The sequence below is a fragment of the Amycolatopsis sp. BJA-103 genome (genome assembly GCF_002849735.1).
GTDB lineage: Bacteria > Actinomycetota > Actinomycetes > Mycobacteriales > Pseudonocardiaceae > Amycolatopsis.
Window position 1 is genome coordinate 1,305,595 of sequence record NZ_CP017780.1, and the last position, 26,414, is coordinate 1,332,008.

General features: G+C 69.5%; 23 protein-coding genes. 19 read left to right on the forward strand and 4 right to left on the reverse strand.

The window, feature by feature from the left end:
• The first annotated feature begins 13 nt into the window (after positions 1 to 13).
• The 12 genes from BKN51_RS06125 to BKN51_RS06180 all read left to right on the forward strand — a co-directional run bounded on the left by BKN51_RS06125 (position 14) and on the right by BKN51_RS06180 (position 11,715).
• A complete protein-coding gene (locus BKN51_RS06125) occupies positions 14 to 862 on the forward strand; it encodes an SGNH/GDSL hydrolase family protein (RefSeq protein ID WP_101606688.1) in 849 nt (282 codons plus the stop codon).
• 43 nt (positions 863 to 905) lie between these two features.
• Positions 906 to 2,276, forward strand: a complete 1,371-nt coding sequence (locus BKN51_RS06130) for a replication-associated recombination protein A (protein ID WP_101606689.1) — start codon at positions 906 to 908, stop codon at positions 2,274 to 2,276.
• Between the two features lie 263 nt (positions 2,277 to 2,539).
• Positions 2,540 to 3,577 carry a BMP family ABC transporter substrate-binding protein gene (locus BKN51_RS06135; protein ID WP_233224228.1) on the forward strand — a complete coding sequence of 346 codons (1,038 nt, stop codon included), beginning with the start codon at positions 2,540 to 2,542 and terminating at the stop codon, positions 3,575 to 3,577.
• Positions 3,558 to 5,075, forward strand: coding sequence for an ABC transporter ATP-binding protein (locus tag BKN51_RS06140; RefSeq protein ID WP_174720396.1), 1,518 nt, complete (start codon positions 3,558 to 3,560; stop codon positions 5,073 to 5,075). Before BKN51_RS06135 ends, BKN51_RS06140 begins: the two co-directional genes overlap by 20 nt.
• Positions 5,072 to 6,076, forward strand: coding sequence for an ABC transporter permease (locus BKN51_RS06145; RefSeq protein WP_101606692.1), 1,005 nt, complete (start codon positions 5,072 to 5,074; stop codon positions 6,074 to 6,076). The genes BKN51_RS06140 and BKN51_RS06145 overlap by 4 nt, the downstream gene beginning before the upstream one ends.
• The gene (locus BKN51_RS06150) at positions 6,073 to 6,930 is read left to right on the forward strand and encodes an ABC transporter permease (protein ID WP_101606693.1); all 858 of its coding nucleotides are present in this window, start codon (positions 6,073 to 6,075) and stop codon (positions 6,928 to 6,930) included. Before BKN51_RS06145 ends, BKN51_RS06150 begins: the two co-directional genes overlap by 4 nt.
• A complete protein-coding gene (locus BKN51_RS06155; RefSeq protein WP_101606694.1) occupies positions 6,927 to 7,655 on the forward strand; it encodes a nucleoside phosphorylase in 729 nt (242 codons plus the stop codon). Before BKN51_RS06150 ends, BKN51_RS06155 begins: the two co-directional genes overlap by 4 nt.
• Positions 7,652 to 8,782: an acyl-CoA dehydrogenase family protein gene (locus tag BKN51_RS06160; RefSeq protein ID WP_101606695.1), complete on the forward strand. Its 1,131-nt coding sequence runs from the start codon at positions 7,652 to 7,654 to the stop codon at positions 8,780 to 8,782. The genes BKN51_RS06155 and BKN51_RS06160 overlap by 4 nt, the downstream gene beginning before the upstream one ends.
• Entirely contained in the window at positions 8,782 to 9,798 is a 1,017-nt protein-coding gene (locus tag BKN51_RS06165) for a methylthioribose-1-phosphate isomerase (RefSeq protein WP_101606696.1), read from the forward strand. The genes BKN51_RS06160 and BKN51_RS06165 overlap by 1 nt, the downstream gene beginning before the upstream one ends.
• Positions 9,795 to 10,511 (forward strand): acireductone synthase, encoded by a 717-nt coding sequence (gene mtnC / locus BKN51_RS06170; RefSeq protein ID WP_101606697.1) that lies wholly within the window; start codon positions 9,795 to 9,797, stop codon positions 10,509 to 10,511. The genes BKN51_RS06165 and mtnC overlap by 4 nt, the downstream gene beginning before the upstream one ends.
• Positions 10,508 to 11,140, forward strand: coding sequence for a methylthioribulose 1-phosphate dehydratase (mtnB, locus tag BKN51_RS06175; RefSeq protein WP_101606698.1), 633 nt, complete (start codon positions 10,508 to 10,510; stop codon positions 11,138 to 11,140). The genes mtnC and mtnB overlap by 4 nt, the downstream gene beginning before the upstream one ends.
• The gene (locus BKN51_RS06180; RefSeq protein WP_101606699.1) at positions 11,137 to 11,715 is read left to right on the forward strand and encodes a 1,2-dihydroxy-3-keto-5-methylthiopentene dioxygenase; all 579 of its coding nucleotides are present in this window, start codon (positions 11,137 to 11,139) and stop codon (positions 11,713 to 11,715) included. Before mtnB ends, BKN51_RS06180 begins: the two co-directional genes overlap by 4 nt.
• A gap of 99 nt (positions 11,716 to 11,814) precedes the next feature.
• On the opposite strand, the gene BKN51_RS06185 is transcribed toward BKN51_RS06180, so the two are convergent.
• From BKN51_RS06185 to BKN51_RS06200, 4 genes are all read right to left on the reverse strand, one after another.
• A complete protein-coding gene (locus BKN51_RS06185; RefSeq protein ID WP_101606700.1) occupies positions 11,815 to 14,208 on the reverse strand; it encodes a chitinase C-terminal domain-containing protein in 2,394 nt (797 codons plus the stop codon).
• Positions 14,209 to 14,334: 126 nt separating this feature from the next.
• Positions 14,335 to 15,414, reverse strand: a complete 1,080-nt coding sequence (locus BKN51_RS06190; protein ID WP_233224227.1) for a hypothetical protein — start codon at positions 15,412 to 15,414, stop codon at positions 14,335 to 14,337.
• Positions 15,415 to 15,424: 10 nt separating this feature from the next.
• Entirely contained in the window at positions 15,425 to 16,111 is a 687-nt protein-coding gene (locus BKN51_RS06195) for a VOC family protein (RefSeq protein ID WP_101606702.1), read from the reverse strand.
• 101 nt (positions 16,112 to 16,212) lie between these two features.
• On the reverse strand, positions 16,213 to 18,288 hold the full coding sequence (locus BKN51_RS06200) for a phosphocholine-specific phospholipase C (protein ID WP_101606703.1): 2,076 nt from the start codon (positions 18,286 to 18,288) through the stop codon (positions 16,213 to 16,215).
• 192 nt (positions 18,289 to 18,480) lie between these two features.
• Here BKN51_RS06200 and BKN51_RS06205 point away from each other — a divergent pair, with 192 nt between their 5' ends.
• The 7 genes from BKN51_RS06205 (at position 18,481) to BKN51_RS06235 (ending at position 26,394) form a co-directional block, all read left to right on the forward strand.
• On the forward strand, positions 18,481 to 18,876 hold the full coding sequence (locus BKN51_RS06205) for a DUF948 domain-containing protein (protein WP_101606704.1): 396 nt from the start codon (positions 18,481 to 18,483) through the stop codon (positions 18,874 to 18,876).
• Positions 18,873 to 19,184, forward strand: coding sequence for a hypothetical protein (locus tag BKN51_RS06210; RefSeq protein WP_101606705.1), 312 nt, complete (start codon positions 18,873 to 18,875; stop codon positions 19,182 to 19,184). The genes BKN51_RS06205 and BKN51_RS06210 overlap by 4 nt, the downstream gene beginning before the upstream one ends.
• A gap of 102 nt (positions 19,185 to 19,286) precedes the next feature.
• Positions 19,287 to 21,950, forward strand: a complete 2,664-nt coding sequence (gene alaS, locus BKN51_RS06215) for an alanine--tRNA ligase (RefSeq protein WP_101606706.1) — start codon at positions 19,287 to 19,289, stop codon at positions 21,948 to 21,950.
• A gap of 67 nt (positions 21,951 to 22,017) precedes the next feature.
• On the forward strand, positions 22,018 to 22,446 hold the full coding sequence (gene ruvX / locus BKN51_RS06220) for a Holliday junction resolvase RuvX (RefSeq protein ID WP_369862478.1): 429 nt from the start codon (positions 22,018 to 22,020) through the stop codon (positions 22,444 to 22,446).
• Between the two features lie 335 nt (positions 22,447 to 22,781).
• Complete coding sequence (mltG, locus tag BKN51_RS06225; protein WP_101606708.1) at positions 22,782 to 24,233, forward strand: endolytic transglycosylase MltG; 1,452 nt, start codon at positions 22,782 to 22,784, stop codon at positions 24,231 to 24,233.
• A 13-nt stretch (positions 24,234 to 24,246) separates the two neighbouring features.
• Positions 24,247 to 25,077, forward strand: a complete 831-nt coding sequence (locus BKN51_RS06230) for a shikimate dehydrogenase (protein ID WP_233224237.1) — start codon at positions 24,247 to 24,249, stop codon at positions 25,075 to 25,077.
• Between the two features lie 57 nt (positions 25,078 to 25,134).
• The gene (locus tag BKN51_RS06235; RefSeq protein ID WP_101606710.1) at positions 25,135 to 26,394 is read left to right on the forward strand and encodes a GrpB family protein; all 1,260 of its coding nucleotides are present in this window, start codon (positions 25,135 to 25,137) and stop codon (positions 26,392 to 26,394) included.
• Positions 26,395 to 26,414 lie beyond the last annotated feature (20 nt).

Consider the following 26,414-nt stretch of genomic DNA (forward strand, 5'->3'; position numbering starts at 1 on the left):
GTCTGCGTGGCCGATGGTGGCTACCGTGACCGTGATCAGTGTCGAAGTCACTCCGAGTCCCGAACCCCTCCTTCCTCCTGCCCCGGCCGTACCCCGGTCCGCCCGCAGACTGGTCGTACTCGGCGATTCCACCGCCGTGGGCCTGGGTGACCCGCTGCCGGACAGAGGCGGCTGGCGCGGGGTCGGCCCGCTCGTCGCCGAGGCGCTGGGCGTCGAGCCGGACGGCTACCTGAACCCGTCGTTCGCCGGAGCGCGCATGGGGTGCGTGCTGACGAAGCAGCTTCCCGCGGCCGTGGCGCACCGGCCGGACGTCGCGCTGGTGGTGGCGGGGATGAACGACACGCTGCGGCCCGATTTCAGCGCCGAGCGGATCGCCGCGGACCTCACCGAAGTGATCCGCTCGCTGGCCGCCGTCGGCACCACCGTGGTGCCGGTGCGCTACCACGACCACGGCAAGGTGTTCCGCCTCCCGCAGTCGTTGCGGCGGGCGCTGAGCGAGCGGGTGGCCGAACTGAACGCCGCCATCGCCGGTGTCGTCGAGCGCGAAGGCGTGCCGTGCCTCGACCTCGAACTGCTGCCCGGCGCCTACGACCTCACCGCGTGGAGCGTCGACCGGCTGCACCCGTCGGAACTCGGGCACCGGATGCTGGCGACCGGGTTCACCGAACGGCTGTCCGAAGCCGGGTTCGCGGTACCGCGTCCGGTCAGCCTGACCTGCTCGGGAGGCGTGGAGCCGAGCACCGCCGGGCATGTCGGCTGGCTGGTGCTGAAGGGGGTGCCGTGGGTGTGGCGGCGGGGCCGCGAGTTCGTGCCGTACGCGGCCGTGATCATGTGGCACTCGTTCCGGGAGCGGCTGCGCTGACCTGTGGCCGGAACCGTCGGTGGCTACGGCTACCGTCGACACCGTGGCACAGGACGAACTCTTCACCGTGAACCCCGATCTCGGGCCTCCTCCGGAGGATGACGAGCCGAGAGAGGTCGCCGTACCGGCAGGCTCGCCGCTGGCCGTGCGGATGCGGCCGCGGACGCTCGGCGAGGTCGTCGGCCAGCAGCACCTGCTGCGTGAGGGCGCGCCACTGCGGCGGCTCGTCGAGGGCGCGGCGCCCGCGTCCGTGCTGCTCTACGGTCCGCCGGGAACGGGCAAGACCACGCTGGCGAACCTCGTTTCGGCCGCGACCGGACGCCGGTTCGTGGCGATGTCGGCGCTGTCGGCCGGGGTGAAGGAGGTGCGCGGGGTCATCGAAGAGGCCCGGCGACGCCGTAACTACAACGCCGAGAACACCGTCCTGTTCATCGACGAGGTCCACCGGTTCTCCAAGACGCAGCAGGACGCTCTGCTCGGTGCGGTCGAGGATCGCACGGTCCTGCTGGTGGCGGCCACCACGGAGAACCCGTCGTTCTCCGTCGTCGCCCCGCTGCTCTCGCGGTCGCTGGTGCTGCAACTGCGGCCGCTGACCGACGACGACATCGTCGCCCTGATCGACCGCGCGCTGACCGACGAACGAGGTCTCGGCGGCGAACTCACCCTGACCGACGAGGCGCGGGCGCATCTGGTGCGGCTGGCCACCGGCGACGCCCGGCGCGCGCTGACCGCGCTGGAAGCCGCCGCCGACGCCGCGAGCGCGACCGAGGCCAAGACGATCGACCTCGCCATCGTCGAGTCCACAGTGGACAAAGCGGCGGTGCGGTACGACCGCGACGGCGATCAGCACTACGACGTCATCAGCGCGTTCATCAAGTCGATCCGCGGCTCCGACGTGGACGCCGCGCTGCACTACCTGGCGCGGATGATCGAAGCGGGGGAGGACCCGCGGTTCCTGGCCCGCCGCCTGGTGGTGCACGCGAGCGAGGACATCGGCATGGCCGACCCGACGGCACTGCAGTCCGCCGTCGCGGCGGCGCACGCGGTGCAGTTCATCGGGATGCCGGAAGGACGGCTCGCGCTGGCGCAGGCGACCGTGCACCTGGCGACGGCGCCGAAGTCGAACGCCATCGTCACCTCGATCGACGCGGCGCTGTCCGACGTCCGGTCCGGGCGGATCGGGACGGTGCCGCCGCACCTGCGGGACGGGCACTACGCGGGAGCGGAGAAGCTCGGCAACGCGAAGGGGTACCGGTATCCGCCCAACGCGCCGGAAGGTGTTCTGGCGCAACAGTATCCGCCGGACGAACTGGTCGGGCGGGACTACTACGAGCCGACGCAGCGGGGTGCGGAGCGGACTCTGCACGAGCGGGTTCCGAAGCTGCGGCGCACGATCCGGGGCGAACGTTCCTGAAGTGAGCGTCGGGTGGTGGGCCGGGTTGGTCGTGAGTGGCGATTCGGGTTCTAACCCGAATCGCCACTCACGACCAACTTGACCATGGCGGTGGGGCCCGTCGCCGGTGTGACTGGCGGGCTCCCTGGGCAACCGGACCGTCCCGTTCGCGAACCCCGCGCCCGCAGTCGACCTCCGGCGACGTCTGGCGTATAACGGCCTACACGGGTCCGCATGGTGAGACTCGGTGCCATATCGTGGACGAGCGACATACAGTCCGGGACATGTCGCCGAGAACCCTCTTGCGGGCCGTCATGGCCGTTTCCGCCGTCGCGCTCCTCGCCGCGTGCAACGCCTCGGCCAAGGATCCGGCCGCCCAGAACGCGGCCGGGCCCGCGCTGGTCCTGATCACGCCGAGCCCGGTCGGGGTCAACGACTTCCTCAAGCTCGCGGTCCAGGGCATCGAGGACTCGGCCAAGAAGCACAACGGGACGCAGAAAGTGTTCCAGAGCACCGATCCGGCGTCGATCCAGCAGAATCTCGCGGCCGCGGTGCGCGAGAAGCCCGCCGTGATCGTCGCCGTCGGCTTCAACTTCGCCGACGCGATCGCGGCCGAGGCCGAGCGCAACCCGGAGCAGAAGTTCCTGTTCGTGGACTCCTGCACCACCAAGCCGTTCCCGAACGTCACCTGCGCGGTGTTCCGTGAGCACGAGGGCTCCTACCTCGCCGGTGCCGAAGCCGGGTTGCTGAGCAAGTCCGGCAAGGTCGGCGCGGTCGTCGTGCTCGACGCGCCCCAGTTCCACCGGTACTCGATCCCGTTCGGGAAGGGCGCGGAGAAGGCCAAGCCCGGCACCACGCTGGCCCCGTTGTTCATCGGCGGCGCGAACCCGTTCAACGATCCCGCCCGGGCGAAGGCGCTGGCCACCACGCTCGCCGGTCAGGGGGTCGACCACGTCATGGGCGCGGCCTCCGCGGCGGGCAACCTCGGGGTCTTCGAGGCGGCCAAGCAGGGCGGTTTCTTCGCGTTCGGCGTCGACGCCAACCAGTGCCCGGCCAGTCCCGGACAGGTCGTGGACAACGTCATCAAGCGCACCAACGTCGTCATCGGCGACGGGGTCGAGGCGATCCTCGGCGGCAAGGCGGGCGAGGTGAAGTCCTACGGCCTCAAGGAGAAGGGCATCTCCCTGACCGGCCTCGAGCCGGATGCCTCGACGTCTCAGTGCGTCGTCGCGAGCCGCCCCGACGTGCTGTCGAAGGTCGGCGAGCTGCGGGACCAGATCATCTCGGGCGCGATCGTCGTCGATGACCCCGCCAAGTCCTGACGCCGTCTCACTCCGGGGGATCGTCAAGCGGTTCCCCGGAGTGCTCGCGAACGACCACGTGGACCTCGACGTCGGCGCGGGCGAGATCCACGCGCTGATGGGCGAGAACGGCGCGGGCAAGTCGACGCTCATGTCCGTGCTCTACGGTCTCCACCGGCCCGACGAAGGCACGATCTCCTTGCACGGCGAGGAAGTCTCCTTCGGCTCGCCCGCGCAGGCCATCGACGCCGGTGTCGGCATGGTGCAGCAGGGGTTCGCGTTGTTCGGCGAACTCACCGTCACCGAGAACGTCGTGTTCGGCAGCGAACCCACCCGTCGCGGCCTGCTCGACCGCAAGGCGGCGACGGCCCGCGTCACCGAACTGATCGACCGGCACGAACTGCGTCTCCGGCCCGGTGACCGCGTCCGCGACCTGCCCGTCGGGCTCCGGCAGCGCGTCGAGATCCTCAAACTCCTCTACCGCGAGGCCGACGTCCTGATCCTCGACGAACCCACCGCGGTGCTGACCCCGCCCGAAACCGAGCGGCTGTTCGGCGTCCTGCGCGCGCTCGCCGGGGAAGGCCGCACGATCCTGTTGGTGTCGCACAAACTCCAGGAGGTCCTCGCCGTCAGTGACCACGTCACGGTGCTGCGGGACGGCCGCGTCAGCGCTCGCGGGCGCACGGCGGACCAGACCGCCGCCGGGCTCGCCGCGGCGATGACCGGACGCGAGGTCGACCTCGACCGGATCCATCCGGCCGGGAAGCCCGGTGACGCCGTTCTCGAAGCCCGTTCCCTGACCGTTCCCGGTACGGAAGGAAAGCCGTTGCTCGACAACGTGTCCCTGACCGTGCGTGCCGGCGAGATCGTCGGCGTCGCCGGGGTCGCGGGCAATGGCCAGGCCGAACTGTCCGGCGCGATCACCGGCCTCCTGAAGACCGGCGGCGAGATCGTCCTCAAAGGACAGAGTCTCGACGGCCTGTCGGTCCGTGCGCGGAGGGACGCCGGGCTCGCCCACGTGCCGGAAGACCGCGCCGAGGTCGGCTCGGCACCCACGGCGAGCCTCCGGAAGAACCTGGCCGTCGGCTTCCATCGCAAATTCCCCTTGGTACGCAGGGGATTCCTGCGCCGCAAGGCGATCGACGACCACGCGTCGGCGATCACCGAGGCTTACGACGTCCGCGGCGCCGGTCCCGCCGCCGCGATGGGCACGCTGTCCGGCGGCAACCAGCAGAAGGCGATCTTCGGCCGCGAACTCACCCACGACGCGCCCTTCCTGCTGGTCGAGCAGCCCACCCGCGGGGTCGACGTCGGCGCGATCGAGAACATCCACGCCCGGCTCGTCGCCCACCGCGACGCCGGGCACGCCGTCCTGCTGATCTCCGCCGAGCTCAGCGAGATTCTCGCGCTGTCCGACCGCGTGCTGGTGCTGTTCGAAGGCCGGATCGCCGCGGAGTTCACCAAGGACGAAGCCGATCAGCACACGGTCGGCCTGGCGATGGCCGGAGGTGCCGGATGACCCGCGTCCGCCTCATCGCCGTGCCGGTCGTCGCGGCGCTCGTGCTCGGCGCGATCCTGTTGCTGGCCACCGGAACCGACCCGCTGGCCGCCTACGGCGCGATCGTCTCGGGTGCTTTCGGTCCCGACGGCATCGGCGACACCCTCGCCTACGCCGTCCCCGTCGCGGGGATGGCGACCGCGCTCGCGATCCCGCTGCGCGCGGGCATGGTCAACCTCGGCGGTGAGGGGCAACTGGTGCTCGGCGCGATCAGCGCGCTCGCCGTCGGCCTGTACGTGCCCGGTCCGGGGCCGGTCAAGGTCGTCTTGGCACTGCTCGCGGGCGTTCTCGCCGGAGCCGCGTACGCCGCGCTGGCCGCGGTCTGCGAGAACCGCCTGGGTGTCCCGCTGCTGATCAGCACGCTGCTGCTGAGCTATCCGGCGATGTCGCTGGCCGGCTATCTGGTGCGGTTCCCGGTGAAGGACGCGGGCTCCAGCCTGCCGCAGAGCCCGCAACTGCCCGAAGGCACGCGGCTGCCCGAACTCGACGGCGTGACGACCGGGATCTTCCTGGTGGTGGCGGTGATCGCGGTCTACGCGGTGATCGACGCCCGCACGCCCGCCGGTTTCGAAACCAAGGTGACCGGCTGGGCACCGCGGTTCGCCGAGTACGCCGGGATCGACCGGCCGAAGCTCACGGTGCGGCTGCTGGCCGCGTCGGGAGGGACCGCCGGGCTGGTCGGCGCGATCGCCGTCCTCGGCTTCCCGTACCGGTTCATCGACGGCGCGCTGATCACACCGCAGTACACCTGGATCGGCCTGCTCGCGGCGCTGCTCGCCGAGGCGAGCCCGCTCGGGACGCTGCTCGCGGCGGTCTTCTTCGCGGCGCTGACCAGCGGCGGGTTCGCCATGGAACGCGCCACCCAGGTCCCGCGCGAGCTGACCGCGGTCCTGCAGGCGGTGCTGATCATCTTCCTCGCGGCCACCTCCGGGGTCTTCAAGCGGAAGGCGGGGCGGGCATGATCGACGCGAGCCTGTTCTCCTCGGCGCTCACCGCGCTGACGCCCATCCTGTTCGCCGCGCTCGCGGGCGCGCTGTGCCAGCGGGCGGGCGTCTTCAACATCTCCCTCGAAGGCTCGCTCCTGGTCGGCTGCTTCGGCGCCGTCGCGGGGAGCTGGTACACCGGGAGCGCGTGGGTCGGCGTCGTCGTGGCGGTGATCGCGGCGACGGCGTACTCGCTGATCCTCGCGATCGGGTCGATCACCTTCGACGGCGACCCGATCGTGCTCGGAGTCGCGAGCAATCTGCTCGCGGTCGGGCTGACCAGCTTCCTCATCCGCACGGTGTTCGGCACTGAGGGCTCGTTCAGCGATCCCATGTTGCGGGGACTCGGCCAGTTCGGCCCGATTCCCGGGCAGTCGTTGCTGGTCTACCTGTCCTGGCTGGCCGTGCCCGCGCTCGCGGTGCTGCTGTACCGGCATCCGTGGGGCCTGCGGCTGCGCGGGGTCGGCGAACGTCCGGAGGCCGCGTCCAGCCTCGGCGTCAACGTGACCAAGTACCGCTACGGAGTGATCCTCGCCGGGGGCGCGCTGTGCGGTCTCGGCGGCGCGCAACTGGCGCTGGGCTCGGTGACGTTGTTCGCCGAGAACATGACCGCCGGACGCGGCTGGATCGCCGTCGTCGCGGTCATGCTCGGTCGCGCGCATCCGCTCGGCGTCCTCCTCGCGGCGCTGCTGTTCGGCCTCGCGGAAGCGTTCGGTTTCCGGCTCCAGGGCATCGGCCTTCCGCAGCAGGCCACCGACGCCGCCCCGTATGTCGTCACGCTGGTGGCTTTGTTCCTGTCCAATATCAAGCGGAAGAAGGGACAGCCCGCGTGAGCGACGTCCTGCCCATCACCAAGATCCCCCGGCACGGACTGCCGCCGCGCGCCGTCGTCGTCGGCGACCCGGACCGCGCGACCGCGGTGGCCGAAACGCTGGAAGACACCGTCCTCGTCGGCCAGAACCGCGAGTACCGCAGCTACACCGGCACCTGGAAGGGCGTCCCGGTCGTCGTGTCCTCGCACGGCGTCGGCGGGCCCGGGGCGCTGTGCCAGTTCGGCGAGCTGGCCGAAGCCGGCGTCCGCACCTTCATCCGGCTCGGCACCGCCGGTTCGCTGGCCGACGGGATCACCGACGGCGACCTCGTCATCGCCGAGGCGGCGGTCCGCGACGACGGTGTCACCCAGCAGCTGATCCATCCGGAGTACCCGGCCTTCGCCACCCCGGAGGCCGTCGTGGCGCTGAGCCGCGCGGCCCCGGAGGCGCGTCGCGGCGTGGTGTGGACGCGGGCCGCGTTCAGCCCGCTGGTGCTCACCCTCCCGATGGCCGATTACCTCGCCGCGCGGGTCGTCGCCATTGAGATGGAACTCTCCACGCTGCTGGTCTTCGCGGCATTGCGCGGCCTGCGGGCCGGTGGTGTGCTCGTGATCGACGGCGACGCGCGGCCCGAGCACCCCGACCCGTCGGCCTACGACCCGCATCGCGACGTCGTGGCCGAAGGGGTGGCGAGGGCGACCCGCGTGGCCCTCGACGCCGTGGTCGAGTTGGAAGGGGCGGAATGACCGAAGTGTGGCGAAAAGCGGCTCACGAGCTGGCGAGCACCCTGGCGGCGGACGCCGCCGAGCGCGACCTCGCCGGACGGCTCCCGGTCCAGGAGGTCGCCCTGCTGCGTGAGTCCGGGCTCCTGCCCCTGCTCGACACCGCCGGCTGGGCGGCCGCGAACCAGGCCACCCGGATCGTTTCCGCCGCGGACGCGTCGGTCGGGCATCTGCTCGGCTACCACTACCTGCAGCTGTGGCGCACCGGCCTGTTCGGGCCGCGCGCCGCGAGCGAACCGGGTTGGTTCTGGGCGGGCGTGAGCAACCCGCTCGACTCCGTCCTGTTGCTGACCCCGGTGGACGGCGGATTCACCGTCGAGGGCACGAAGACCTTCGCCACCGGCGCGGCCGTCGCCGATCGCCTGGTGGTCAGCGCGACGAGGACCGACCACGGCGACAAGCTCACGTTCGTCGTCGACGCGCGGGCCGACGGGATCACCTTCCCCGGTGACTGGGACAACATCGGCCAGCGGCTCACCGCGAGCGGCGCGGTGCGGTTCGAGGCCGTCCGGATCGCCGAGGACGACGTGCTCGGTGCGCAGCCGGACGACCAGGCGGATCCGCGGGTGCCCCGTATCTCCCTGGCGGCGATCGGGTTCCAGCTCATGCTGGCGCAGGTCTACGTCGGCCTCGCGTCCGGCGCGCTCGACGCGGCCGCGGTCTACACACGCGAGACCGCACGCGCCTGGACACTGTCCGATGTAGACAAAGCGGCGCAGGATCCGTACACCCTGGCCGGGTACGGCGAGTCGGTCGCGACGGCGCGGGCGGCCGGATTCGCCGTCGACGCGGCGGTTTCCGCCCTTGGCGAGGCCGACGAACGCGGCTTCGACCTGACCCCGGCCGAGCGTGCGGAAGCGGCGATCGCCATCTCGTCGGCGAAGATCGTGGCCAGCCGGGCGGCCGTCGAGACGACGAGCAAGGTCTTCGAGTTCACCGGCGCGCGGGCGACGGCGACCAAGTACGGCTTCGACCGCTTCTGGCGCAACGCTCGCACGCTGACCTTGCACGATCCGGTGACCTACAAGGCGCGCGAGGTCGGCGACCACTTCCTCAACGGCATCCCGCCGTGTCTTTCGGGGTACAGCTGATGACGCTGCCGATCCTCGCCGAAAGCGTCCGCCTCGACGACGACGGCGTGCACATCCTCGACCGCCGCGTCTTCCCGTTCGCGCGCGAATGGGTGCTGTGCCGGACTTCGGAAGAGGTCGCGGTGGCCATCGAGGACATGGTCACCCAGTCGTCCGGACCGTACTTCGCCGCACTGGGAGCGATGGTGCTCGGCGCGCGCGAGGCGGCGGGGCACGCGCCTGCCGAAGCCCGCGCGTACCTGGAGCGCGTGGGGGAGCGGATCATCGCGACCCGCAAGACGAACAACCACCTCCGCAAGGCCGTCGCCGCCGTACTGTCCGAAGTGGACAAGTCGACCGGGGACCTGGTCGAGGCCGCCACCGCCGGGGCACGATCGGGCGACGAGTTGTACCGGTCGCGCAGCCGCGCGCTGGGCGAGCACACGGCGGAGCTGGTCCCGGACGGGGCGACCGTCCTCACGCACTGCTGGGCGGATCTCTACCTGATCGAGCTGGTGCTGGCCGCGCGACGGCAGGGCAAGGAATTCTCCTTCCTCTGCACGGAAACCCGGCCGTACCTGCAGGGCGCGCGGCTGACCGCCGAGACGCTCGTCGAAATGGGCGCCGACACCCGGCTGATCACCGACGGGATGGGTGCGGCCGTGCTGTCCTCGGGTGAGGTCGGCGCGCTGGTGACCGCCGCCGACCGGGTCACCATGGACGGTCACGTCGTCAACAAGATCGGCACCCTGGGGCTCGCGGTGGCGGCCGAAGCGTTCGGCGTGCCGTTCCACGCGATGGTCCAGGCGCCGGACCAGGCCGCGCCGACCGGTGCCGACGTGCCGATCGAATACCGCGACGGCGACGAGGTGCTGAGCGCGCTCGGGCACCGTGTCGCCGGCGAACGCGTCCGAGGGCACTATCCGGCCTTCGATGTGACACCACCGCGTTTCGTGACCACGGTGGTGACCGACCGCGGGGCCTTCGCACCAGGACGGCTCCGCGAGTACTACGCAGAAGGGGAAGCGAACCAGTGACCGCAACGCTGACCGCCCGGTGGGTGGTCCTCGACATCGAGGGCACGCTGACGGCCACCAGCTACGTGCACGTGACCCTCTACGACTACGCGCGCCCGCGGCTGGGCCCGTGGATCGACCAGCATCCGGACGACCCCGAGGTCGCCGGCGCCGTGGCGCGGATCAAGGAACTCGGCGGGCTCCCGGCGGACGCGTCCACAGTGGACGTCGTGGCGGTGCTGCACGGCTGGATGGACGCGGACCAGAAGATCGCGCCCCTGAAGACGTTGCAGGGCCTCATTTGGCAGCGTGGGTACGCCGACGGCGATCTGACGACGGAGTTCTTCGGCGATGTCGCCCCGGCCCTGCGGTCGTGGCACGAGTCCGGGCTGCGGCTCGCGGTGTTCTCGTCCGGCTCGGTCGCCGGGCAGGTCGCGTCGTTCTCGCGGACCACCGACGGCGACGTCACCGGCCTGTTCGAGAAGCATTTCGACACCGTGAACGCCGGGCCGAAGCGCGAGGCGCCGTCGTATCGCGCGATCGCCTCCGCGCTGGGTGCCGAGCCGGGCGACATCGTGTTCTTCTCCGACGTCCCGGCCGAGCTCGACGGGGCCGCCGCCGACGGCTGGCAGACCGTCGGGCTGGCACGTGCCGGTGAGCCGTTCGGTGACGCGGATTTCGGGGCACACCGGACGATCCGGACTTTCGACGAGGTGAAGGTCGTTCCTCGATGAGCCTCCTCGAACTCGCCGGTCGTGCGCTGGCCGAGGAATCCGCCCGGTTCGCCGGGCTGGGCTGGATGCGGGGCACGTCCGGGAACCTGTCGGTGGTGCTGGGCCGCGATCCGCTGCGCGTCGCCGTCACCGTCAGCGGCCGGGACAAAGGCGAGTTGACCAGCGACGACGTCGTGGTGGTCGGCGAGGACGGGCTGGCCGTGGCCGAGCAGCCGCATCCGGACAAGGTGCCCTCGGCCGAAGCGGGCCTGCACGCCCGGATCGCGGCGGTGTCGGGCGCGGGTGCGGTGATCCACGTGCACGCGCTCGCGCCGGTCGTGGCCGCCGAGCACTGGCCGGACGGCGTCGAACTCCGCGACCTGGAGATGCTCAAGGGCTTCGGCCGCGCCGCGCACGACGACCTGGTGACGATCCCGGTGATCGCCAACGGCCAGGACATGCGCGTCCTCGGCGACGCGTTCGAGGCGGGGTTCCGGGCGGACACACCGGCGGTGATCGTCGCGCGGCACGGGATCTACGTCTGGGGTGACGACCTGCGCCACGCGCGTCATCGCCTGGAATGTTTGGAGTGGTTGCTCCGGTTCCGGGTAGAGACGAGACTCGTCAGTGAGGAAAGGGGAGCGCGATGACGCTGCTGACCGTGTGGCCGGACGACCGGCCCGACGAGATCGCGCTCAGGACCGAGGACCCGGCCGTGATCACCGCGGAACTGGGACGGCTCGGTGTCCGGTTCGACCGGTGGGAACTCGTCGCGGACCTGCCGCGCGAAGTGACTCCGGAGCAGGTGCTGGCCGCGTACGAGGAGCCGATCGGCAAGGTCTCGGCGGCGGAGGGCTACACCTTCGTCGACGCCGTCCGCATGACCCCGTCCGACGAGCCCGGCTGGGCGGCCGAGGCCGCCGAAGCCCGGAAGAAGTTCCTCGCCGAGCACACCCACGACGATGACGAAGACCGCTTCTTCGCCCGGGGGTCCGGCGTGTTCTACCTGCATGTCGGCGGGCGGGTGTACGCGGTGCTGTGCGAGGCGGGGGACCTCCTGAGCGTGCCCGCGAACACCACGCACTGGTTCGACATGGGGACGCGGCCCGACTACGTGTCGATCCGGTTCTTCCACGACGACGGCGGGTGGGTCGGCGACTTCACCGGCGCCACCCTGGCGGGGGACTTCCCGGACTTCGACACCTTGACCGCCGGGCGTCACTGACCTCCGCCGCAAGTAGAGGACCACTCGCGTGACATGAAAGGCCCGTTACTTGCAAAATTCGCAAGTAACGGGCCTTTCCTAGCGCGCTGCCGGGGTCTGTCAGGCGGGGGTCCAGAGGGCAGGCACGTTCGGCGGTTCCCAGCCGGGCAGGGACCGGTGGCCCTGACGGCAGACGTACGCCGCGCCGTTGTGGGTCACCCGGGCACCGGTGGCGTAGTCGGTGTTCGGTTTCCAGGCGTTCGACGGCGCCGTGGTGGTCGTCGTCGGGGTGGTGGTGGTCGTCCGGGTCGTCGTCGGACTGGTCGTGGTGGTGGGTGTCGTGGTCGTCGTTCCGGTGGTCGTGGTGGGTGTGGTGGTGGTCGTCGGCGGTGCGCCGCCGCCACGCGGGTAGTCCGTCGTGAGCGCGTAGGTCGTCCCGCCGAAGGTGAACGTGAAGTTCGACGGCGACGCGATCGGCATGTAGTAGTTCAGCTGGATTTCGATCGTGGCGCCCGGCGCGATGGACTGCCAGCTCGGTACGGTCACCGCGACGTGCTGGAAGTCTCCCTTCATCCCACCGGCGTTGGGTCCGCTATGGCCCTTGCTCGTGACCGTCAGGCCGTAGCCGGACTGGTCGGACATGCTGCCGGGTGCGCTCGTGCCGTAGTCGAACTCGACCTTCGTCCCACCGGGGATGGTGGTGGTCGAATTGTTCTTGATGCGCATCTTCGGGGTGATCGGGTAGTTCGCGTCGCCCAGTGCGAACCCGGTCAGGTTCACGTTCACGTCGAGCACCGAAGACGGCGCGGGACGCGACGACTTGGTGTTGCCGTACGGGGCGGCGCCGCGCAGGCCGTCGTTGATCTTCGTGATCAGCGTGTCGCCCATGAAGTACTGGCCCTTGGCCTCGTCGAAGGCGTAGTCGCCGGCCAGCTCCCAGATCATGATGCCGCCGATGCCCTTGTCGGCCACGTACTTGGCCTTCGTGGCGAGCGAGGCTTCGTCCTCAGTGGACAGGAACACCTTCTTGTCGTTGTTCCACAGCCACGGCGTCACCATCGTGTTGTCGTAGTACCGCTCGTACTTCCCGGAGACCCGGTCCGTCGGGTCGGTCTTGGGAGTGAGCCCGTACGCCTCCAGATAGTCCGGGGTGATCTCGTTCTCGAGGTTCTTGGCGTGCCACATGGGGTTCGCGCCCGCGGGCACCTCGCCGCCCGCCAGACCGAGGTCGTGCCAGAGGTTGTCGATGCCGATCGCGCCGTTACCGCAGGGCACGGTCGAGCCGACCTGGGATCCGGTGCCCGGTGGACACTGTTTCTGGTCCGGCAGTGGAGCGGTGCCCCACAGTCCGTTCGTCCCGCCGGACACACCTTGCCAGCCGCGGGTGTAGAAACCGACACCGATGTTGATCCGGCCCGCTTGCATCGCGCCTCGGAAATAGTGATAGGCCCAGTCGGTGTTGAGATACCCCTGACCGTCGTACTGCGGGGTGGTGTACACCTGCCAGTGCGCGAGTTCCGCGTCCTTGCCGTTGTCGTAGAGCGCCGCGTTCGGCCCGGCGAAGTGGTTCCACGCGCCGTGCAGGTCGTAGCTCATCATGTTGGCGTAGTCGAGATACCGCGTGACGCCGTAGACCTCCTGGCCGCGCAGCAGCCAGCCGGACGCGGGCACGGCCGCGGTCAGCAGATAGTGCTTGCCGTCGGCGGCACCGGCCCGGTCGATCTTCTCGCGCAGCGTGCGCATCAGGTTCTCGTAGCCCGTCCACAGGGTGCCGCGGTTGGACTGCGCGATCCAGTAGTCGTCCGGGTTTCCGGCGTAGCTGGCCGACGTCGCGTACTCGTAGTCGATGTCGGCGCCGTTGAATCCGTAGTCGCGCAGGAACTTCACGACCGAATCCGCGAAGACGTCAATGCTCGCCTGGTTTTGCGTCATCTTGTAGAAACCGCCCGACGCGTTGCGCGTGCCGTCCGGGTTGAGGAAACCGCCGGTCTCGGCCCAGCCGCCGATCGAGATCAGCGACTTCACGTTCGGGTTCTGCTTCTTGTACTTGGTCAGCAGATTGAAATGTCCCTTGTAGGGCAACGACGGATCCATCTCGGCGCCCGGGATGTCCGGCCACTCCATGCCGATGGCCTCGTTGTTCGCGCCCGGGTTGCCGACCGAAACCTTGTTCTGCGCGTCGACGTGGGCGAACGCGTAGTTGAGGTGGGTGACCTTCGACCACGGGATGTTGTTGACCAGATAGGAAGGCGAACCGTTCTTGCCGGTGCGCCAGCTGGTGAAGTAGCCGATCACGCGGCGGGAGTGCTCGTCTCCCAGCTTTTCCCGGCCGTTGGTGTCGTAGACGGAGCAATAGGGGGTGTCGACGCCGGGTGTCCGGTACAGCCCGTCGGGGCGGCAGTCCTCATTGCCTGCCGCGCTCGACGTGGACGGGGTGACGACGACGATCATGAGCCCGGCCAGCGCGATGAGCGACGCCAGTAGCGGGAGTAGTTTCCTGGTTCTCCTTGGCACGCCGAAACCTCCGACAGTGGAAGATGGCCCTCGGTCCCAGCAGCTTGGGCCGCTGACCAGGCGCGCGTCAATAGGTGTAGACCAATTTCCATCCTGTGCCGTACGCCGGGGCGTACCTGAGGTTCGTCAGGTCCGGTCTTCGTCGAAGATCGAGGGCCGTTCGGGTGGCGGCGTGTAAGCGAGGCCTGTCAACAAGGTTCGGGGATGGCCATACTCCCGGCCACATCTGGTGAGTGCTATGACCCCATGCCCTTCGACGCGGGTGTGCGGGCCGATCTTGCCGGGGTGTACCGAGAGTGCTTCGGCGATCGTGTCGGCGTCGCAGTGGTCCGGAATCCCGAGTTCCGCCTTGAGCCGCCGGTGGCGCCGGACCCATTCCCGTTGCCAGTCCAGGGGATTTTCGGTGTGCTCGATGTCGTCGGCCCAGCCTTCGGGCAACGGAGTGTCTTCATGAGGGAGCAGGTAGCCGTTCTCGGCAGCGAGTTCGCCGACCGATTCCTCGGGGACGGCGGCGTCGTAGAACCGGACCAGTTCACCCTTTTCAGCGATACACCACGACGTCATCGCGTCGCCGTGACTGGTGAAGTGGAAATGTGCCGTCCCGAATCGGCGGCTCAGTTCGACGCATCTCTCCCGGGTCACCCGGCGCCAGACGGCCTCGTTCGCGAGGATGTTCGCGTACCTGTCGCGGGGGCCGGCGTCCCAGTCACGTTCTTCCACGATGCCGGGGGGATGCTGGTCCGGTGAAGCGGAACCGAAGACGAGAGTCCAGCCGTCGAGAGCCGGGCTGACGTAGACCTGGGCGCACCGCTGGTGCCCGAGAGGGGAATGGCGCCGGCTCCAGATCTCGGTACCCAGCGACATGGTCACCGGTTCCGCGTCGGACAGGCCGAACGCGTCGAGCACCGCCGCCTGGTCGGTGGTCGGGATGGCGTACCAGACCTCGCAACAGTCCATCGGTACGGGAACGTCGTCGGCGAGTTTGCTCCGGATCAGGCGGCGGACGAGCCCGAGGTCGTACTCGCCGAGCGCCTCCGGGCCGCCCACGGCGAAGAGCAGAGCGCGAGCCGCGTTGCGCAGTGCCGGGCTTCCGGTTCGCCGGATTTCGCGCAGTTCGGCGAGTGCCTCCGGGCCGGCCTCGTCCAGATCCCAGGCGTTGAAGTGTTCCCCGGCGACGAGGGTCTCGGCCACGGCTCTCATGTCCATGCCGCGGAGGTTAGCGACTGAGCACGACAGAAAACTCGTTTCCGTCGGGATCGGCCATTTCCACCCGGCCGCTTTCACCGGAATCCAGGCGGGTCGCGCCGAGCGACACGAGCCGATCGATTTCCGCCTGCGTGCCGAGGAGGTCGAACCGGACCCGGTTCTTCCCGGTCTTGGTGTCGAACGGCGGGCCGCCCCAGGTGATCTTCGGACCGCCGTGCGGCGAACGGATCGCGGTCTCCTGATCCCGGTCCCAGACCAGCAGCCAGTCGAGCGCCTTGCTCCAGAAATAGCCGACTTCCTGCGAACCGTCGCAGGCGAGCGCGCCGACGAAACCACATTCGGCGAGGAAGGTGTTCCCGGGCTCGATGACGCAGAACTCGTTGCCCTCGGGGTCGGCGAGCACGACGTGTTCTTCCTCGGGGCCCTGGCCGATGTCGATATGGCGGCCGCCGAGTTCGAGCGCCTTCGCCACGATCCGCCGCTGGTCTTCCAGGGATTCGCTCGTCAGGTCGAAATGCGCGTGGTTCTTGCGGGACTTCGTTTCCGCGGTCGCGGCGAAACGGATCCGGAATCCGGTGTCGTCGTCCGGGATCAGCGTGTCGCCGTCGGTTTCCCGGCCGAGAAGTCCGGCCCAGAAACGCGTGAGACCGCGCGGGTCGTTCGCGTCGAAACAAAGCGCGTGCAAGGTGGCGGTCATAGCTGACGTTAAAAGCGGCGGAGTCCGGCGCGCAACCGAATAAGTACGTGAAGGCCTCCTTCCCTACGCTGAAAGCAGGGAAGGAGGCCTTCACGTCACCGTCAGCAGGAGACGCCGGACCGCCCGTTCTCCACGTGCGCCGTCAGCGTCCGCAGGAACGACGGATCCCCGTCCGCGGTCACCTTCACGTCGTACCAGCCACCCGAAACCGGCCAGTCCACAGTGACCGAACGCCCGGCGCCGACCCGCACCACCCGCGTGAACCGCGAAGACGACAGCCGCAGCGTCAGCGCCGACGAGCCCGAGTTGGACAGTTTGAACTCGACACCCGAACGCCAGGTCAGGAACCGCGTCCGCACGTCGACGCCCGCGGCTGCCCCGGTACGGTTCCCGCGCAGTTCCCACCACGACCGGTTCGGACCCTGGACGACCACGCGGTAGTCGTCACCGGCCAGCTTCACGTTTTCCGAAGCCTCGCCGCGGACGTCGCGATGCGCGGGCTCGGGGAATTCGCCCTTGTACGGGTACAGCGCGAAATGCGCCGAAGACGAGCCGCTGTTCGCCAGCGACAGCGCGAGGGAACCGGACTTCACGACGCCGGACACCGAGACCTGGTACGGCAGCGGGCGCGACGGCCGGTTGCCGGGCTCGGCCACGGGCAGGCTCTGCTCCGCCGGAGCGGACGGCCGCCACCGGCTGATCGGCGCGGGCACCGCGCCCGGCCGTGTCACGCGAGGCTGACGTCCGCCGCGAGAGAAGTCGAAGGCGCCGGTGAGGTCGCCCGCCACGGTCCGCCGCCACTTGCTGATGTTCGGCTCGCCGATGCCGGTCCAGCGCTCCAGGAACCGCAGGACCGACGTGTGGTCGTACACCGTCGAGTCGACGTTGCCGCCGATCGACCACGGCGAGACGACCGTCATCGGCACGCGCGGGCCGAAACCGAGCGGCTGGCCGTTGAAGTGGTCCGCGTCGTTGGCGGCGTTGCCGGGCGGCATCGGTGGCGGGACGTGGTCGAAGTAGCCGTCGTTCTCGTCGAAGTTGATCAGCAGCACCGTTTTCGACCACGTGTCGCGGTCGGACGCGAGCGCGTCCAGCACCCGGTAGATGAGGTTCGCGCTGCCGACCGGGGTGGACGCGCCGGGGTGCTCCGAGTCCACCGCCGACGGCACCAGCCACGACACCGCGGGCAGGCGGCGCGCCTGGATGTCCGCCTTCAGCCGGGTCACCAGCGTCTCCGGCTCGCTGCGGTACATGGCCTTCTTGAACAGGTTCCGCTCGGCGGGCGTCAGCGTGGCGACACCGGTGTCGAACTGCTTCAGCAGCTTCGCGCGCTCCTCGGGTGTCTTCTTGAGCAGCGCGTCGTAGAACTCCTCGGTGGTGCGGAACTTCTCCTCGACCGAGGCGAGGATCTTCGTGCCGACCTTCTTGAACGGCACGAAGTACTCGACCGCGTTGTCGGTGAAGTTGTCCCACTCCTGGTAGATCTGCCACGGCACCCCGGCGGCCTCGAGGCGCTCCGGGTAGGTCGTCCAGTCGTAGCCCTTGTGGTCGTAGGAGTACGCCGCGTTCGTGACCGCGCGATTCGTCGTGCTGCCCGGTTCGAAGCCCGTGGTCCCGGTCCAGAGGAAGTTCCGGTTCGGGTTGGTCGAGCCGAAGATCGAGCAGTGGTAGGCGTCGCAGATGGTGAACGTGTCGGCGAGTTCGTACTGCAGCGCGATGTCGCGGCGCTCGTAGTACGTCATGGTGGCGGGGGTCTTCGCCGCGATCCAGCCGTTGTTCCAGCCGCGCGCCCACGCCTTGCCGCTGCCGTTCCAGCTGTGGTCGAGGTCGCCGAGGTACTGGATGTCGTCCGGTTTCCGGCCGGCGAGCTCGGCCGCCTTGCGCAGGGAGAACGGCAGCACCGTGCCGCCCGCGGGATTCGGCTGCTCGAACACCGATTTCCCCGACGGCAGTTCGAGCGGATGGGTGTCGGAGAAGCCCCGGACGCCGCGCAGGCTGCCGTAGTAGTGGTCGAACGACCGGTTCTCCTGCATCAGCACGATCACGTGCTCGATGGCGCCGAGTCCGCCGCGGCGCATGGGTTCGGCCATGGCGGCGTGCACAGACGGCGGGAGGAGCGTGGTGGCGGCCGCGGCGCCGGTGGCGCCCAGCAACGTACGGCGTGACAGTTCAGGCATGCGCGCGACCTTTGCCGAGCAAGGTGAACGGCACAAGAACCGAACAGGTCGGGTGTGCGGCGAACAGCGTTCGCCACGCTCTCCGTCCCGCTTCACTGCGCTGAGTGACCGTCCGGCGGGGTGACACCGCTGAACGGGCGGCGGGGCGGTAACCTCACGGGCACCAAGACCGCAGACCCTTGAGGAGGGCCCGTGTCGGCAGGGCAGATCGCCGCGCTGATCGCCGCAGGAGCATTCGTCGTACTCGTCGTGCTGCTGGCGATCGTGCTGTTCAAGCTCGGCCGGACCCTGGACGAGGCCACGATCGCGATCCGCAAGGCGCACGAGAACACCGACCCGTTGCTGATCGGCGCGAACGAGACGATCACGCACGTGAACACGCAGCTCGAGCGGGTCGACGGGATCACGGCCAACGCGCAGGCCGTGTCCGGCAACGTGTCCGCGCTGACGTCGGTGTTCACCGCGACCCTCGGCGGGCCGCTGGTGAAGACGGCCGCGCTGTCCTACGGCCTCAGCAAGGCCATCAAGGCCCGCCGGAAGAAGGCGGAAGCGAAGGCCGCGCGCCCGGCGAAGCGGGGCCGCAAGTGAAGCGCCTGTTCTGGCTCGGCGTCGGCGTGGTCGCCGGCGTCGCCCTGTCACGCAAAGCGACGGAAACCGCTCGCCAGGCCACGCCCGCGGGGTTAGCCTCGAACCTGGGCGACGCCGTGCGGGAACTCGCGGGCGCCGTCGGTTCGTTCGGCGCGGAGGTCCGCGCCGGGATGAGCGAACGCGAACAGGAGCTGCACGACATGGTGTCCGAACGATCCGGCTTGAGCACGGCCTCCGAAGGCCCTGCGGGCAGGCACGCGGCGTCGCCGCGGCGCCCGGCCCGGCGAGCTCGCCGGGCGGAGGGCTGATCGGGTCGCGTCCGCGACCAGAAGAGCCCGAGCCCTCCGCCGTTCCCGCCTGCCCGCATTCCTCCAGCGCCTTCGCGCGAGCCCGTACACAAGGACGATCCCGTGGAAACACACGAAATCACCCAGCGCTTCCTGAGCCATTTCGAGAACAAGGGACATACGCGCGTGCCGAGCGCGCCCCTGATCCTCGACGACCCGAACCTGCTGTTCGTCAACGCCGGCATGGTCCAGTTCAAGCCGTACTTCCTCGGTGAGGCCCCGCCGCCGTACCCGCGCGCGACCAGTGTCCAGAAATGCGTCCGCACCCCGGACATCGACGAGGTCGGCAAGACCACCCGGCACAACACGTTCTTCCAGATGGCCGGGAACTTCTCCTTCGGCGACTACTTCAAGGAAGGCGCCATCGAGGCGGCCTGGGAGCTGATCACCAAGTCCCAGGACGAGGGCGGCTACGGCCTCGACCCGAACCGCATCTGGGCGACCGTCTACGAGGACGACTCCGAGGCGGCGGGCCTGTGGAAGAAGCTCACCGGCCTGCCCGGCGAGCGCATCCAGTCCCGTGACGGCAAGGACAACTACTGGGACATGGGCGTGCCCGGTCCCGGTGGCCCGTGCTCGGAGATCTACTACGACCGCGGCCCGGACTACGGCCGCGAGGGCGGCCCGGTCGCCGACGAGGACCGCTACATCGAGATCTGGAACCTCGTCTTCATGCAGGACGTGCGGGGCGAGAAGAGCCCGAAGCACGGCCACAAGCCGATCGGTGAGCTGCCGAAGAAGAACATCGACACCGGCATGGGCGTCGAGCGCGTGGCGACGATCCTGCAGGGCGTCGAGAACGTCTACGAAACCGACCTCGTCCGCCCGGTGATCGGCCGCGCCGAGGAGTTCTCCGGCCGCCGCTACGGTTCCGACCACACCGACGACGTCCGCTTCCGCGTCATCGCCGACCACGCCCGCACCGGGGTGCTGCTCATCGGCGACGGCGTCACCCCCGGCAACGACGGCCGCGGCTACGTGCTGCGCCGCCTGCTGCGCCGCATCGTCCGGTCCGCGCGCCTGCTCGGCGTGCACGAGCCGGTGCTGCCCGCCTTCGCCGCGGTCGTCCGCGACACGATGGGCCCGACCTACCCCGAGCTGCTGTCCGGTTTCGACCGCATCGAGGACGTCGTGCGCGTCGAGGAAGAGGCCTTCCTCTCGACGCTGACCAGCGGTTCGCGCATCTTCGACATGGCGGCCGAGGAGACCAAGCGCGAAGGTGGCTCACTGCTGGCCGGCGACAAGGCGTTCCAGCTGCACGACACCTACGGCTTCCCGATCGACCTGACCCTGGAGATGGCGTCCGAGCAGGGCCTGACCGTCGACGAAGAGGGCTTCCGCACGCTCATGAACGAGCAGCGGCAGCGGGCGAAGGCCGACGCGGCTTCGCGCAAGACCGGCCACGGTGACCTGTCCGAGTACCGCAAGGTGCTGGAGCAGCACGGCGAGACCGAGTTCCTCGGCTACCGCGATCTGCAGGCCGAAGCGAAGGTCGTCGCGCTGCTGGAAGACGGCGTCCCGGTGCGCAGCGTCGGCGCTGGCAAGAAGGCGGAGCTGGTCCTGGACCGCACGCCGTTCTACGCCGAGAGCGGTGGCCAGGTCGCCGACACCGGTGTCCTGCTCGGCGACGGTGTCGAGCTCAAGGTCCACGACGTGCAGAAGATCGTGCCGGGCCTGTTCGTGCACCGCGTCGAGGTCGTCGACGGCGAGGTCGGCATCGGCAGCGCGCTGACCGGTTCGGTCGACCAGCACCGCCGCCTGTCGATCGAGCGGTCCCACTCCGCGACGCACCTGGTCCACGCGGCCGTGCGCGGCGCGTACGGCAAGCGCGCGGCGCAGGCCGGTTCGCTCAACTCGCCCGGCCGGATGCGGTTCGACTTCACCACCTCCGGCGGGGTGTCGGCCGACGTGCTGACCGAGGTCGAGGAAGAGGTCAACGACTACCTCCAGACCAACGTCGAGGTGAACACCTTCGTCACCACGAAGGACAAGGCCCTCGAACTGGGCGCGGTCGCGCTGTTCGGCGAGAAGTACGGCAACGACGTCCGCGTCGTCGACATGGGCGAGTACTCCCGCGAGCTCTGCGGTGGCACCCACGTCGACCGCATCGGCCAGCTCGGCCTGGTGAAGCTGGTGGGCGACTCGTCCATCGGTTCCGGCGTGCACCGCGTCGAGGCGCTGGTCGGCACGGACGCGCTCAAGTACGTCCGCAAGGAGCAACTGCTCGTCTCGCAGCTCGCGAGCACCTTCAAGGTGCCGTCGGAGCAGCTGCCGTCGCGCATCGACGACGTGCTCACCCGGCTCAAGAACGCCGAGAAGGAGATCGAGCAGCTGCGTACCCAGCAGGTGCTCGGTTCGGCGGGCTCGCTCGCGGACAAGGCCGAGGACATCGGCGGGGTCGCGGTCGTCGCGGAGAAGCTCGGCGACGGCGTCGACTCGAACGGTCTGCGCGCGCTGGCCCAGGACATCCGCGGCAGGCTCGGCAACCGCCCCGGCATCGTCGCGCTGTTCGCGCCGCAGGGCGAGAAGATCGCCTTCGTCGTCGCGACCACCAAGGCGGCCCAGGAGAAGGGCATCGCCGCGGGCAAGCTCGTCCCGTCGTTCGCCGAGGCGATCGGCGGCCGTGGCGGCGGCAAGCCGGACATGGCACAGGGCGGTGGCACCAACCCGGCCGGTGCCGAGCAGGCCATCGCCTCACTGCGCGCGGCGGTCGCCCAAGTTGGCTGACGACGCCTCTCAGCGGCGCCCGGATCGGCCTGGGGAGTCCGATCCGGGGCGCGGCAGGCGGCTTGGCGTGGATGTCGGATCCGTCCGGGTCGGGATCGCACTGAGCGATCCCGACCCCATCCTCGCCAGTCCGCTCGTTACCCTCACTCGCGACGCGGTGGCCGACAAGGACGTCGACCAGCTCGTCGAACTCGTCACGGAACACGACGTGGTCGAAGTCGTCGTCGGCTTGCCGAGGACGCTCAAGGACCGTCACGGCCCGGCGGCCGAAGCGGCGCTGGACTACGCCGACAAGGTCGCCGCGAGGATCGCTCCGGTACCGGTGCGGCTGGCCGACGAGCGGTTGACCACGGTGACGGCATCCAGGATGCTGTCGCAGCGTGGGGTGAAGGGACGTAAGCAGCGTGCCGTCGTCGATCAGGCGGCCGCGGTCGAGATCCTGCAGGCTTGGATCGACGCGGTAGCGGCACATCGCGCACGGAAGGGCGACAAATGACCGAGCCCCACGGCCGGCCCGAACGCCGTCAGGGCGGTAGACGACGGTTGCGGGAGGAACCCGAGGAGGCCCCCCGGCCCCCGGCCCCGCCGCGTCGGCGGCCCGAACCTCAGCCACCCGCGGAGCCCGTCGCTCGTCGCCGGCACGTCCGGCAGGAGCCCGAAGAGCTTCCCCCGCCGGCGCCGCGCCGTCGCCGGGCCGCTCCCGAGGAGCCGCCGCCTCCTCCGCCCCGCGTGCAGCGTCCGGCCCCGCCGAGGCGGGCTCCGGAACCCGCGGCCCCGCCGCCTCCCGCACCGTCCAGGCGGTCCCCCCAGCCGGGTGACCGGAGTCTTGGCATGCCCGCCTACGCCCAGGACGAGCCACCCCGTCCCGGCCGCCGCAGGCGCCGTGAGGACGACGGTCCGCTCCCGGACGAGCGGCCGACCGACATCATCCCCGCGATCCAGGAAGCGCCGATGGCGCGGCGTCCCGGCGCGGCTCCTCCGCCGTCCCAGGGCAGCGAAGAGGAATACGACGAGATCTTCGGCGAGGACACGTACGACGAGTACGAGGACTACGACGAGTACGACGAATACGAAGACGCGCAGGACTTCGAGGACGAAGACCGCGCCGAGCCCGAACGCATCGCGGCCGAGCGCCCGGAACGCAAGGGACCGCCGCCCAAGAAGCGCAAGAAGAAGCGTGCCCTGGGCTGGGTCGCGGCGCTGGCCGTGCTCGTGCTGCTCGCCGGTGGCGCCTACTACGGCTTCAACGAGATCTTCGGCTACGAGGATTACGAAGGCGTCGGCGAGAGCGATGTCCTCGTCCAGGTGGAGAAGGGCGACTCGACGTCGGCGATCGGCAACCGGCTGCAGGCGGCCGGTGTGGTCGCCAGCGGCAAGGCGTTCGTGAAGGCGGGCGAGGACAACACCGCCGTCTCACGGCTCCAGCAGGGCTACTACGTCATGAAGACGAAGATGTCCGGCGCCAGCGCGGTCGAGAAGATGACCGCCGCCGCGTCGAAGGTGGGCCAGGTCGAAATCCGGCCGTACACCCAGTTCCACGACATCACCCAGCCCGACGGCAAGGTGACGCCCGGCGTGTACACGTTGCTGTCCAAGGCCTCTTGCGCGGAACTGAACGGCGAGAGCACCTGTATCCCGGTCGAGGAACTGAAGAAGACGATCGAGAACGCGGATCTGGCGAAGCTGGGCGTGCCGTCCTGGGCGGTCGAGTCCGCCACCAAGGCCGAGCACAAGGACCGGCGGCTCGAAGGACTGATCGCCCCGGGCATCTTCAACGTCAAACCCGGCTGGACGGCGGAGGAACTGCTCACCGACGTCGTGAAGACCTCGGCGGGGCGCATCCTCAACGCGGGGCTGAGCGACCAGTCGAAGGGCGAGGGCAAGACGCCGTACGAGACGCTCGTCATCGCGTCGATCATCGAACGCGAGGCGGTGAAGGCCGACTTCGAGAAGATCTCGCGGGTCATCTACAACCGTGTCGACGAGAAGATGCGGCTCGAGATGGACTCGACGGTCAACTATGTCCTCGACCGGCCGACGCTGCTCACCAAACCCGAAGATCGAGAGAAGGCGGGCGCCTACAACACCTACAAATTCGTCGGCCTGCCCCCGACGCCGATCGCGGTCCCGAGCGCGGAGGCGATCCAGGCCGCGCTGAAGCCGGTGGCGGGGGAGTGGCTGTTCTTCGTCAAATGCGAGAAGAACGGGCTCTCCTGTTTCGCGGTGAACTTCGACGACCACCGGAAGAACCGAGATGACGCAGTGAGGCGAGGTGTCATCTGACCGCAAGGCGGCGATCCTCGGAAAACCGGTCGAGCACTCGCTTTCGCCCGTCCTGCACGGCGCCGCGTTCCGCGCGCTGGGCCTGGACGGCTGGACCTACGAACGCGTCGAGATGGACGGTCCAGGGTTGCCCGCGTTCGTCGGCGGTCTCGGTCCGGAATGGACCGGGCTCTCGGTGACCATGCCCGGGAAACGGGCCGCGCTGGAGTACGCCGACGAGGTCACGCCGCGCGCGGCCGCGGTCGGCGCGGCGAACACGCTGGTGCGCCGGGAAAGCGGCTGGCTGGCCGACTGCACCGACGTCGACGGCGTCACCGAGGCGCTGCGGATCGCGGGGGAGTACTCGCCCGGCGCCGACGACGCGGCCGTCGTCCTCGGGGCGGGTGGCACGGCCGCGGCGGCGGTCGTCGGGCTGGCCACGCTCGGCGTGCGGACGGTCCGGCTGGTCGTGCGGGATCCCGCACGGGCGGCGGAAACGGTGGAGGCGGCTCAGCGGGCCGGTCTCGACGTCGAGGTCCTTCGCTGGGCCGACGCGGATTTCGGGAAGCTCGCGGTGGATTCGGCGGTGCTGGTGAACACCGTGCCCCCGGACGCCGTCCGGCCCCATCTGGCCGACCTGGCAGGCATCGGCTGCGTCCTCGACGTCATCTACCACCCCTGGCCGACCGCGCTCGCCGAAGCCGTCGCCGACCAGGGCGGACGGTTGGCCACCGGGCTGGACATGTTGCTGCACCAGGCTTTCGGGCAGTCCGAGTACTTCACCGGGCAGCCCGCTCCGCGCGCGGAAATGCGGGACGCTCTTCGGGAAGCGACCGGTGGGATCCTTTCTCTGCCGATCGGGTGACAAGATCGTCCGGATTCGATAATCTGGCCGACTGCCTTGCGAGAGGAACAAGGGGTCGTGCCTAAACCTGATCGAGACGACTACACCGAAGAAGACATCGACACCGCGTGGGTCGGCCAGGCTCCGGTGCTGAATTCCACCGTCACCCTGGCCGAATACGACCCGCGGTGGCCCGGACTGTTCGACCGGGAAGCCAAGCGCATCAGGGGGATCCTGGGGGATCGCGCGCTGGTCCTGGAGCACGTCGGCTCCACGTCGGTACCCGGGCTCTGCGCGAAACCGATCATCGACATCATGCTGATCGTCCCCGATTCGAACGACGAAGACGCGTACGTGCCGCAGTTGGAGGCCGAGGGCTACAAGCTCGTCATCCGCGAGCCGGAGTGGGAGAAGCACCGCAGCTTCAAGGGCCCGGACACGAATATCAACCTGCACGTCTATTCGCCGGACAACGGCCAGACCGAGCGCTACCGCCTCTTCCGCGACCGGTTGATCGCGCACGAAGACGAGCTGAAGCTCTACGAGGCCAAGAAACGCGAACTGGCCGGGCGCACCTGGAAGTACATCCAGCACTACGCCGACGCCAAGACCGAGGTGATCGACGAGATCATCGAACGGGCGCGAGCCAGCCAGTACGACGGTTTCGCCCGTCTCTACGCCGCGCACGCGGAGACCAGCAGCACCAACGCTCATTACGACCGGCCAGCCATCGTCGAGCTGGCCGGGGAAGTGGCGGGCAAGCGGGTGCTCGACGTCGGCTGCGCCGCGGGTCACCTCAGCGCGCTGCTCGCGGCGAAGGGCGCGGACGTCCTCGGCGTCGATGCCAGCGAGGGCATGGTCGCCGTCGCCGGGGACAAGTTCGGGGATGTCGCGAGGTTCGAGACGGCCGACGTTTCGCGGCCGCTGACGTTCGTCGAGGACGCCTCGATCGATGTCATCACGGCGTCACTGGTGCTGCATTACCTGAAGGAGTGGGCGCCGGCGCTCGCGGAGTTCCGGCGGATCCTGAAGCCCGGCGGACTGCTGGTGTTCTCCGTGCACCATCCCGGCGAGGACTGGCGCTGGTTCGAAAAGGACAACTACTTCCAGCTCGAACTGCTCGACGACGAATTCCCGCTGGGGGAGTACAAGCAGAAGGTCCAGTTCTACCGGCGGCCGCTGAGCTGGACGTTCGGCGCGGTGCGGGACGCCGGGTTCGCCGTCGACAGGCTGGTCGAGCCGATGCCGGAGGAATCGGTCGCCGAGTCCGATCCCCGGTGGTACGCGAACCTGCGGACGAAACCGCGGTTCCTGTACTTCCGGACTGTTCGGGAGTAACCCCGAACACTTTGGGCATG